Source organism: Geobacillus sp. FSL W8-0026, assembly GCF_037966255.1.
GTDB lineage: Bacteria > Bacillota > Bacilli > Bacillales > Anoxybacillaceae > Geobacillus > Geobacillus icigianus.
Window position 1 is genome coordinate 1,271,200 of sequence record NZ_CP150194.1, and the last position, 11,656, is coordinate 1,282,855.

Below are 11,656 nucleotides of genomic sequence, written 5' to 3' on the forward strand. Positions count from 1 at the left end.
CCGGCCTTTCGGCAGCGGGAAAGCGCGGGATGTCGGCCAAAGTGCATCCCGCCAAAATGGCCCGAAGCCAACCGTAGGCGGCTGGGGACGTCACGGCAAAGACATTGCAACAGAGATAGGAGGGTATCGATGTGGCCATCGAACAATTGACGATGCCTCAGCTCGGGGAGAGCGTCACCGAAGGCACGATCAGCAAATGGCTCGTTTCCCCGGGCGACAAAGTGAACAAATACGATCCGGTCGCCGAAGTGATCACCGATAAAGTGAGCGCGGAAATTCCGTCGTCGTTTGCCGGCGTCATTCGCGAATTGATCGCCAACGAAGGAGAAACGCTTCCGGTCGGCGCGCCGATTTGCACGATCGAAGTCGAAGGCGAAGTCGCCGCGCCAAGCTCGGAAGCGAAGCCGGCGGACGAAGCGCCGAAAGAAACGTCGAAAGCGGAAGACAACGCGAAGCCACCGGCGCCGAAAAAGGCCGGCCGGGCCAACAACGGCCGTTACTCCCCGGCCGTGCTCCGCTTGGCGCAAGAACACGGCATTGACCTCGAACAAGTCGAAGGCACCGGCCTTGGCGGGCGCGTGACGCGCAAAGATTTGCTGAAGCTGATTGAGTCTGGCCAAATTCCGAAAGCGGGATCGGCACCGGCGGCGGAACAAGCGGCGCCAAAAGCCGAGCCGCGAGCGGAACAGCCGACTCCGGCCGCCGCAACCGTTCAAACGGCTGGAGCGGCCGCACAAACCGCGCCGCCGAAGCCAGCGCCGCCAACGATCGAAGCGGGAGCGGGCGACATCGAAATTCCGGTCACCCCGGTGCGCAAAGCGATCGCCGCCAACATGCTCCGCAGCAAACACGAAGCGCCGCACGCGTGGACGATGGTCGAAGTCGATGTCACCGACCTTGTCGCCTACCGCGATGCGATCAAAGACGAGTTCAAGCGGCGTGAAGGCTTCAATTTGACGTATTTCGCCTTCTTCGTCAAAGCGGTCGCCCAAGCGCTGAAAGAATTCCCGCAGCTGAACTCCGTTTGGGCCGGCGATAAAATCATTCAGCGCAAAGACATCAACATCTCGATCGCCGTCGCGACCGACGATGCGTTGTTCGTTCCCGTCATCAAGCACGCCGACGAAAAAACGATCAAAGGCATCGCCCGCGAAATCGCCGAACTAGCGGCGAAAACGCGCGCCGGCCAACTTCGTCCGGAAGACATGCAAGGCGGCACGTTCACCGTCAACAACACCGGCGCGTTCGGCTCCGTGCAGTCGATGGGCATTATCAACTACCCGCAAGCGGCCATTTTGCAAGTCGAAACGATCGTCAAACGCCCGGTCGTCAAAAACGGCATGATCGCCATCCGCGACATGGTCAACTTATGCTTGTCGCTTGACCACCGCGTCTTGGACGGCCTCATTTGCGGCCGCTTCCTCGCCCGCGTCAAAGCAATTTTGGAAAACATGAACAAAGACAACACACCGATTTATTGACGTTTCCCCCATCGCCATCGGTTGGCGGTGGGGGTTTTGGCATGGCGCGATTTTTATCCTCTCCTGAAGGGAAATTGATCGTTGATGAAAAACAAAATAAAGTTAAGCGCCACCATGAGAAAGGAGAAAAGGATAATTTAGACATATCACTATCCGACATGGAGAAACAGCTAACCGAACAATAATCAATAAAAAAACGAAGGAATAAAGCATCGTTTTGCTTTATTTCTTCGTTTTTACTGTAGATGAGCATTTTTCATTACAGTAATTTCCATTCCCTAAGAGACAAACAGGGGACCCCTTAGGCGACATGGAGCTGTTTTTTGATCACATCAATGGGAATCTCTTGCTTCGCGGCATCGTAGATGAACTCGACGACGCTGTGCCCTTTCCGAGAACGAAGAAGCTCTAGGCCGGAAGAGAGGTCTTGTTGAGATTCCGCGATGCTGTATACACAGGCTAAGAGCACCACTGCCCAATACCGTTTCACCGCTCGAATGTGACGAACACGGTATCCATCGAGCTTCAGCTGGTCTTTGGCCTGCCGGAAAAAGCATTCGATCGTCCAGCGCTGGGCATAGTAACGCAAGATCTCTTCATCGCCTAGCTCCCGGTCGGTGCTCAAGACAACATGGAGATGATCTGGCGTCATCGGTTCATCCGCCTTCCAAGCCAGCAGCACCACCGCATCCTCGAGGCCATGGATCGCTCCCTCGTAGCGATACACGCGGTAACGCTCCTTCCCCACCGTGACGAGGCGGGTGTCGTTGGGCTCGATATAGCGGGCGAACTTCTTCGCTTGAATGGCGATGCCTTTCGGATAGAGAATCCGGTTCGTCTTGAGCATGGCGATGACATGGAATCCTTGTTTCAGGCAGGCTTCGATGAGCGCTTGGGACGGATACCACGAATCCATGAGCACATACACCGGCTGAGCCCGTTTCCCCTTGAGCGAGGAAAGCATCTCGATCGCTAGGTCGATCTTGCTTCTTCCCGCCGTCTTGTCATACAGACGAAAGGCGAACGGAAACGCTTGGGTGAAGGTATGCACCATCAGCCAAACGAGCGAATGCCCCCAAACGGATTGATGATCTTTGTGCGAGTAGTGCCAATCACACCCTTGAATGGCGCGGGCAGCCCGTGACGAAGGCTTCGTTTTTTGGCAAATCGTATCATCAATCGAAACAAAAAGGGGTTGATTCTCCCGTTTGGCTAGGCGTTCGATCTGGCGAAGAATCCATTCTTGAAGCTTCTCAAGCAGTTTTTCCTCGTTCCAAGGGCTTTTCGTGAAAAAATGGCTGAGCGTGGTTCGATGATTGGGATGAAAACTCCAGTACCGGACATCCGTCAATGTCCCCGAAAATCCCTTGGTAGTCAAGGCGTCGACAAGGTAAACGAGATGCTTGATGACCGGTTTCGAGAAATCAAGCGCCAACCCCAACGTCATGAAAAACTTGTGGATTCCTTGATGATGTGCTCATCGATTCATGAGACATGAACCTCCTTGTGGGTAGTTTGAGCACATCTATTTTACTCAAGGGGCTGGGTTCATGTCTCCTTTTTTGTTTAGTTTATGTTAGCGAATTTACTCATCTACAGTAATCGATTCAAATGATTGCTTTTGCGACGAGAATATTTGTTTGTCGAAAAATCAGGGGTATCATTTTTTGGAAGAATGTATATACTATGTATATACATTTTGGGTTGGGGGTGATATAATGAACTCAAAGGAACATTTAGAAAGCAAAATAAACCAAAGTAAAGGAGGGGACTACATGTCTACAGTTGTTGCTCAAAAATGGGGAAACAGTTTGGGCATTCGTATCCCAAAAGATGTTGCTGATAAAATAGGGATTAAACAAGGTTCCGAAATAGAATTAAATGTGATTGGAAATGAAGGTATCATCACATTAAAGCCAAAAAGAACACGGAAGAAATACACACTGGAAGAACTAATATCACAGATTACACCTGAAAATCGACACGAGGAAATTGATTTCGGGATAGAAGGGCGTGAATTGATTTAATGCCAGCAGACGTACCAGAGAGAGGCGATTTCGTTGTTTTAAACTTCAATCCACAAGCTGGTCATGAGCAGGCTGGGAGAAGGAATGCTATTGTTTTATCGCCTAAAGAATTCAATCAAGCAACAGGATTTATAGCTGTTTGTCCGATTACCAATCAAAAGAAGGGTTATCCTTTCGAAGTGGATTTACCAAAAGAAGGAATATCCCTTGATGGCGATGGCTATCCAATAACAGGGGTAGTTTTAACTGATCAAATTAAATCATTGGATTGGAAAGCTCGTAATCTAAAAATTTTAAAGAAGTATAATCCAGAAGATGCACAAATTGAAGAAATAGATAAAATCATTGATGAATGCCTAGCGAAAATAGAAACATATCTGACTTGACATAATCCTTTCTCTTTCAGAAAGGGTTATTTTTTGTACTTTAAAGTTTCTTGATAATTTTTGAGAAGCTAATTTTAGTTGGACAGGTGTCGAAAAACCGAAATTAGTAAGTTGGTCGTTTTTATTTTAATTACGGAAGTTGTGAGTCAAATTGGCATTTTACTTGCTTACTTTTGTCATTAAATCCACAAGAAAAATGAGTCCAGTAAACTGTTCAACATAGCAAAAAACTAGGCCTATCAAGGATTTGATTCTAATCATAAGTATTTATATACATGCTCATTGAAAAATTAACATTTGACTTCTCCTGCAACGAACTTCCTCCCCCATGGCTCAGCCTGCAGGTTGAGCCTACAAGATCTTTGGAGGAAATGATGCAGCGCTTAGGGTGTACAGTACAGGATAACGGAGAGGTTAACTCTTCATGTTGCATGTATATAGAAGCAAATCTTGAAGATACTACGCCTGACTTTAAGGTTCTTGTTGATGGAGTCGAGAAAACTGTTTCAGGTCTAACATATGATGCAACTACAAAATCTCTTAATATTACATTTACAACACCTGTAACTGACCTAAGCAAACCTATCTCACTTGAGGTTCTTTCGGGAAATAACGTTGTAGATACAACTACACCTGCAGTGTGAGTAAAATATTTGTGGGTGACGTTCAGGAAGGATCCCCGACGAGGGTTGCGAACTTTTGTTCGCGACGCTCGTCGGGGCCACCAAGCGAAGCGCGGTAGGAAAAAGCGGATCTCATGCAAAAAGGACTCTCTCCCTGCTATGATAGTGATTGTCCACATCAACCGAAAACAGGAGGGAGAGAGTCCATGAAACATCTTACCACAGAATGGCCTTTATGAAAAGAGCTGGAGGAACCATTGTTGAGAACCCTTCAAAACGTGTTTGCCACCTTGTTGGCGTCCCTTTTGGAGGAAATCGATCAACAACTGGCGGAAGCAAGGGACAAGCGCCGCGATCAGCTGAAAGACAAACGGCCGACCACCCTCCAAACGCTGTTTGGAGAAGTGACGTTTCGACGGAACTACTACTATGATCGGCAGGCAGGGGTGTATACCTTCTTGTTGGATGCCGAACTGGGCTTTGATGGAGCCCAATCGATCCGTCCTTGCCTCGAGGAAACGGCAGTCGAGTTGGCTGTAGAGTGCTCTTCCTACCGCAAAGCAGCCCGCACGTTGGAGGCGATCGTGGGGTATGCGGTCCTCAGCCATGAGGCGATTCGTCAGCTGGTGTTGGCGGCCCCCATCTCGCTGCACCACCCTGTTTCCCAACGGCATGGCCGGGTGCTATTGGTGGAAGCGGATGGACTGTTCATCTCCCGCCAAGGGAAAGGGAAACGGGCGAAAGAGCAGAAAATCTTGGCGGTTCACGAGGGATGGAGACGGAACGGCTCGCAACTGGAGCTCGTGAACCGGCGCCACTACCTCCATGAAGGGGCGGGGGACGTGTGGGAAGGGTTCGAAGCGTGGCTGATGAAGGAATATGCCTATGACCCGTGCCGGGACCTGTTGGTCGTCAACGGCGACGCGGCATCTTGGATTACCGCCTGCCGGGAGTATTTCGGAAAGCGGGCGTGCTTTCAGTTGGATCGGTTCCATGTGGCGCGGGAGCTTCGTCAGTGTCTGTCCGGCCACCCGCGTTGGCGGGAGGTGCGGAAGAAGCTGGCGAAGCAAGACGAGGAAGGACTTTTGGTGGAACTGAACAGCGCCGTCGGTACGTTGGGGGACGAAGCCAAAGAACAGCAGTTGGCCGAAATGATTGGCCGAAATGATCCGCCGGATCGAGTCGATGCCGGGATGCATCCGGGGCGACCGGGAGTGGCTGTCGGCGTAAGGGGTGGAGACGGCCGGCATGCGTCCGATGGGCCACGCCGAGAGTGTGATGAGCCGGTTCGCGTACCGGGTGAAATCCCGCCGCAGCTGGAAGGACCAAGGACTTGGGGCGTTTCTGAAGGCGATGGTGGCCCAAATTGACGGAATCGGGTGGAGAACAGGGCAGTTGGAGGAGGAAGAGCCCCAGAGGGCAGCCTCGGCCCCGCCGAAGCAGGAGCGGATCAAACAGGCCAAACGGAAGGCAGGGCGGTTGTTGGCGGAGGTGATGCGCCAGAACATCCCGTATCTTCAACAGTCATCGGGGACGCCGATCTACCAAGCATTGTCGGCGCTTCGGGATGGTGGGTGGATGTAAAAAAATGGATCGAGTAAAAATCAGCTCAAGAAGAGGGATGAGAGTCCGAAAGCGCTTACGATATCAATTCCTAAAAATGGTCTACCAACGGGTGATTGACAACGCCCGTAGTAGACCGAAAAAATGTTCTCCACAAAGTCTTGACTGACTCTTCAGTTTTTTAGGGGTTGTCGGAATATATAAAAAATGATATAATTATACCAGATATAAGAAAAAACTATATTTTTAAGGAGGTTTGATAAAATGGGTGGAATTAATTGTGATGCCTCTAATGGTAGGATTAGACCAACTAATGGATTTGCAGATTTAATCGCTAAATACACATCAAAACTATTTGCATCTCAGAGGGAATTTAATTTAGCAAATGAATTAATTGAGTTGTCAGTTATTATGGAGACCAAAGACAAAAAGGTCGCTAAAGAACAACCAAATCTTTTTAGAAACCATTTAAGAAAGAGCATTGAAGAAATAGAAAATACCAAAGAAGTTTTACAAGAACTTATAGAGGTTACAAGTGAATTTTACAGTGATCCTATTTTAAAAGCTGGATGGGTAGAGCCGTTTCAGGAACTTGACTATAACGAATGCAAGCAGATCTGGTCAAAAAACAATCTTATCCCCATTGAAGATTCTATTTGGAATGAAGTTGTTGAGCACATGTATAGCGAAGGGCAATTAGGATTTTGGAAGTTACAGATTAACTATTTAGATAAAATTAAAAAATTGTTGCAACAGTTAATTGATTCCTATCGCGATGCAGAAATACTTATCGATAAAGGAACTTTTCAATATGCCATGCGTGATTTGGAAATAAATTCAACTCCATATACTGTTTCCTTAGTTAATTTGTGGTCGAAGTCTATAATTGCACATTCATATATGTGCTTATTATCTTATACTGCATATCCTAGTGTAACGGGTGTTAAATTAGAACCCTCTGACTTCGTAGTAAATGGTATTCCTGTTATAAATAATATGAGTAAATTAGCATAAAAGAAAGAACGAAGGAGGATCTATACCTTAAAATATCACCATGATTATGCAGTCAGATAACTAGGTATAAGATCCTTCCTATTTCATATTCATTTAATCCGGAGGTTGATAGTGACTTGAACTATATGACTTTTTTAAGGTGTGAACAGAGGATAGAATTTCAAGGTTTTTTTACATATAGAATGTTAATCGACGGCAATAAAGTAGGTTTCAGGCCAGCTGCCACTCATATTAATAAACAAAAAGCAAAAGAATCAGTATTAAACGAAGCGTTAGAGATTAAATACAGCAGGGGTGATTGTATAACAAATTTTCAAATCCATTTTGGTGATGCTACTCCATTTCTTAATCGTAATTTGTGGAGTCCCTTATATTGGGAATCTCCTTCAGCTAATGATTTGGAATGGTATTATTCTAAATGTCCCGCAGGATATATAAAAGGAGAGAATCTCAGGAACAGACAAGAAATATATGTTCCAATGCAAATTTCATACTATCCACCAAAAAGAATAAAGAGAGAAAATAAATTAAATTGGGCTACCACGAATGGCCTTTCTTTTGATAAAAATAGTCTAGAATTAGCTTATTTAAAGGGAACAATGGAAATTTGCGAAAGAGACTCTATTATGTGCTGGTGGTATAAAGAGATTGAAGCTGTGGAACTTACAGATTTAAAAATGAATATGAGCTTGAAAGAAATTATTCAAACAATTGAATTCAATAACTATGATATTCATGTCTACCGAATTAACAACGATTTACCGTGCCATAATGTTATGGTGTTAATTTATAGCGAACAATACTTTCCAAAATATGCGTTAGGATCAGCTTCATCTAATAATATATATAAGGCAATTGAGCATGCTATTTACGAAAGTGTTAATACAGCTGTTGGACTCAGGTGGTATAATTTCTATGAACCAGGTAGTTATATAGTTAATAATTCTAATAAAGTTTTTGACAAATTCAAAAGAATAGAAAAGAAGCAATCTGTTAAAAGATTTGAAGAAGAAACTTTTAAAACATTAGATGACTTTATGAATCAAACAAACTACAATTTTTATGGTGTTATTTTAAGTGATAAAGAAGGATATACAACGAGAGTATTATCACCTGAATTACAAAATCTAATTGTTAATTCTTATAGTCCCATTAGTGAAAGACTATTAAAATGTAATAGAAATAGATTAGAAACTACTAAACATCCCTTTCTTTGACTTATATGACTGTAGATGAGTAATTTTTTTAACATAAATTTACAACTAAGTTTGGGCAGTGAAACGGGATGGGGCAGTGGTGCTGTTCGCCTGTGTATCCAGCATGACGCCACAAAGCAAGAGATTCCTATTGATGTGATCAAAACGAGAGCGACCTCATTATAAAAATTTTTTTGAGGTTGTAAATTCATATAATAATTTTCTTGTATTCGCGCCTTTTGGTAATATTCTTTCATTTTTTGTATTTCCTTCTCAGTTAATTTCGAGTTATTATGATAATTAATAAAATTATACATCCTGTGATCTCTCCTAAGGAGGAATTATAATTGATCAAAAAAGTGAAGTTCTCATCAACATTAAATAGTAATGCAATTAATTTAATTTGTGGAGAAACAACATCACAGTTTGGTAAGATGATATTTTCTATTTTTTCAATGTGGACTGCCTATGCAATAACACAAAATCAGTGGTATGTTGGGATAATTGGGACATTACAGTTAATTTCAACGCTAATCAATCCATTGGGTGGTATCTTGGCAGATCGATTCAATAAAAGAGTTCTATTACTATCCATTGATCTATTCAGGTGTATTATTTTACTTTTGTGTTCACTCCTTTTTTATCTAGGATACAATAATTTTTTCATCTTAGCTATAACTGTGTGTCTATTATCGTTAGGTAGCGGCATCTTCGCACCAACATTTGATGCCATCGTTCCTGAATATATCGGTCGAGATCAATTGCTAAAAGTTAACGGGATGATGACAACCTTTTTTCAAGCAGCAACAATAGTTGGTGCATCCGCAGGTGGTGCAATTGTATGGGTTTCTGATTTATATTGGGCGCCTTTACTAAATGCAATAACATTTTTTATCTCTGTTATTTTTATTTTAAGGTTACCTAGAATTGGAAATCAACAGCAATTTTTTACTAAAACGAAAGATCAAAACAACTTTCTGAAGTTGTTTTTGGAAGGTCTCTCTTATATTAGACATAATCAATTTATAATTAATGTTATTCCCGTTGCATTAGTTGTTAATCTTTCATTTTGGACCATCTGGGCATTACTTCCAAAGTGGACTAGTGTTTTTTTTAACAACAATTCTTTCTATTATAGTGCGCTAGAAATCTGTTTATCAATTGGAGCAATTTTGGGAGGAGCTTTACTAGGTATTTTAAATAAAAAGTTTAATAAACTCGGACTTGTTTTTATTATAGGTACAATCTTTCAAGGGATAACGTTAATTATTTTTTCTTTAAGTCATATCTCTATATTATCAATTAGTTTATGGTTTCTTTATGGCTTGTTTAATACGATAGGCTCTAGTGTTTATTTCACAGCATTACAAATGATGGTTCCTCAGAAATTGCTGGGAAGAGTCATGGGAACTATTACGACAATCTTTTCAATCACAAGTCCGTTAGGTGCGATGTTAAGTGGTGTTTTAAACAGTATGATAAGAATTGAATATCTTGTATTTGCCTGTGCTCTATTAATGACATTATCATCGATAGGACTATTGTTGATTAAAGATGTCGTCAGGCTAACAGCAAATGGATTAAAAGATCCGATAACATAATAATTTATTAAAAGACAAATAATGAGAACATTGATAAGCATTGAATGAATCCAAATCCCATCCTAAAACCAATACCAATAAATAAGCACGAATTATATTTGATAAATAAAGTTCATCACTTACTTTTCCTAACGGATAAGGGTCATTCAAAGGAGTGTTGATATGATTTTATTAGAAATCAATCATATAAAACATTATGTAAGAGACCGCTTGTTATTTGATGTGAATAATTTACAAATCCATGATCATGATAAAATCGGATTAATTGGTCCAAATGGATGTGGAAAAACGACTTTATTGAACATAATAGCTGGAAAGATCAATCCAAATAATGGGGAAGTGACTCGGTACGCAAAAATTGAACTGATACCACAGATAAAACAACAAGCGGGTACTACAAAGAGCGGTGGTGAAGTGACAAAGGAATATCTTCAACAAGTTTTATATAGACATCCTTCTTTATTGCTTGCTGATGAACCAACCACAAACCTTGATACAGATCACATTGAATGGTTGGAAAAAATATTAAGCGAATGGAAGGGGGCATTTGTTATTGTTTCTCATGATCGTGATTTTTTAGACTCTCTTTGCACAACCATATGGGAAATAGATGATTGTAAGGTAATCGAGTACATTGGCAATTATACCAATTATAAAGAACAAAAAGAAAAAAAGAAGCTCCATAATCAATTGGAATATAAAAAATATATGGAGAAAAAGAAGCAGTTGGAAAGGGCGATCATCGATCTGAGGCATAGAGCTCAAAGAGCGACAAAGAAGCCAAAAAATATTTCTAATTCAGAAGCGAGAGTCCCCGGTGTAAAAACACACTACGCCAGCATTCAAAAAAAGTTAATGTTAAATATTAAATCGATTCAAAAACGGATTGAACGATTGGAAGCAGTGGAAAAAGAAAAAGAACTTCCTCCCATTAAAATGGAGTTAAAAAGCGCAGAACTTCCTCGCAACAAACCAATTTTACGTGTTGAAGACTTATCTGGTATTGTAGGAGAACGTATTTTATGGAATAAAATAAGCTTTCAAATACGTGTGGGAGATAAGTTGGCGATTATTGGACCAAATGGAAGCGGAAAAACAACTCTAATAAAAAAAATTATAAATAAAGATCCGAACGTCAAATTTTCACCTTCTATAAAAATTGGTTATTTTAGTCAAGATTTAAATATTCTAGATGATAAAAAAACAATACTACAGAACGTTTGGTCCACTTCGAGTCATAACGAGACTTTTATTCGAACTGTCCTTGCTAGAATGCATTTTTTTGGTGAGGATATTTATAAACCCGTTGAAATTCTCAGCGGGGGAGAACGAGTAAAAGCAGCATTGGCGAAGATTATTTTAAGTGATGTTAATATGTTAGTTTTAGATGAACCAACGAATTTCCTTGATGCACAAGCTATTGAAGCTTTGGAAACGCTTCTAACGAATTATGAAGGCAGCGTAATCTTTGCTTCTCATGATCGTAGATTTATTAATAAAGTAGCTACACGAATTTTATCGATACGTAATGGAAAGATTGAATTGTTTAATGGTAATTACAAGGAATATAAAGAACACCAACAAAGAAAAATAACAGAAATAAAGGATCAAGAAAGAAACGAAAGGTTGCTTTTATTAGAAACAAAAATAGCCGAAGTTATTAGCCGTTTAAGTTTAAATCCATCTGAAGAGTTAGAGATGCAATTGGAAAATTTACTCTCTGAAAAAGAAAAACTAATTCAAAAAAACTTTGATTAAACAGTTC

At 42.0% G+C, this 11,656-nt stretch carries 10 protein-coding genes and 1 pseudogene; 10 read left to right on the forward strand and 1 reads right to left on the reverse strand.

The genetic code is table 11. The annotated features are described in order from the left end of the window. The first annotated feature begins 131 nt into the window (after positions 1–131). Positions 132–1,481, forward strand: a complete 1,350-nt coding sequence (locus NST29_RS06435; protein WP_033019156.1) for a dihydrolipoamide acetyltransferase family protein — start codon at positions 132–134, stop codon at positions 1,479–1,481. Positions 1,482–1,522: 41 nt separating this feature from the next. Next, the gene (locus NST29_RS06440) at positions 1,523–1,666 is read left to right on the forward strand and encodes a hypothetical protein (protein WP_156102733.1); all 144 of its coding nucleotides are present in this window, start codon (positions 1,523–1,525) and stop codon (positions 1,664–1,666) included. A 116-nt stretch (positions 1,667–1,782) separates the two neighbouring features. Here the strand turns inward: NST29_RS06440 and NST29_RS06445 are convergent, their stop codons facing one another. Then, complete coding sequence (locus NST29_RS06445; protein WP_339232836.1) at positions 1,783–2,928, reverse strand: IS701 family transposase; 1,146 nt, start codon at positions 2,926–2,928, stop codon at positions 1,783–1,785. A gap of 271 nt (positions 2,929–3,199) precedes the next feature. Between NST29_RS06445 and NST29_RS06450 the strand changes: the two genes are divergently transcribed. From NST29_RS06450 to abc-f, 8 genes and pseudogenes are all read left to right on the forward strand, one after another. Then, on the forward strand, positions 3,200–3,508 hold the full coding sequence (locus NST29_RS06450; RefSeq protein WP_033020681.1) for an AbrB/MazE/SpoVT family DNA-binding domain-containing protein: 309 nt from the start codon (positions 3,200–3,202) through the stop codon (positions 3,506–3,508). Further along, complete coding sequence (locus NST29_RS06455) at positions 3,508–3,894, forward strand: type II toxin-antitoxin system PemK/MazF family toxin (RefSeq protein WP_033020639.1); 387 nt, start codon at positions 3,508–3,510, stop codon at positions 3,892–3,894. Before NST29_RS06450 ends, NST29_RS06455 begins: the two co-directional genes overlap by 1 nt. 275 nt (positions 3,895–4,169) lie before the next feature. Continuing rightward, complete coding sequence (locus NST29_RS06460; RefSeq protein WP_131385726.1) at positions 4,170–4,538, forward strand: hypothetical protein; 369 nt, start codon at positions 4,170–4,172, stop codon at positions 4,536–4,538. Between the two features lie 224 nt (positions 4,539–4,762). Then, positions 4,763–6,101: pseudogene (locus tag NST29_RS06465) on the forward strand (ISLre2 family transposase). A gap of 243 nt (positions 6,102–6,344) precedes the next feature. Then, positions 6,345–7,094: a hypothetical protein gene (locus tag NST29_RS06470; protein ID WP_033844153.1), complete on the forward strand. Its 750-nt coding sequence runs from the start codon at positions 6,345–6,347 to the stop codon at positions 7,092–7,094. Positions 7,095–7,219: 125 nt separating this feature from the next. Continuing rightward, complete coding sequence (locus tag NST29_RS06475) at positions 7,220–8,311, forward strand: YcaO-like family protein (protein ID WP_231559901.1); 1,092 nt, start codon at positions 7,220–7,222, stop codon at positions 8,309–8,311. A 326-nt stretch (positions 8,312–8,637) separates the two neighbouring features. Further along, entirely contained in the window at positions 8,638–9,891 is a 1,254-nt protein-coding gene (locus NST29_RS06480; RefSeq protein ID WP_033844150.1) for an MFS transporter, read from the forward strand. Positions 9,892–10,053: 162 nt separating this feature from the next. Beyond that, positions 10,054–11,649, forward strand: coding sequence for an ABC-F type ribosomal protection protein (gene abc-f / locus NST29_RS06485; protein WP_033844149.1), 1,596 nt, complete (start codon positions 10,054–10,056; stop codon positions 11,647–11,649). Positions 11,650–11,656 lie beyond the last annotated feature (7 nt).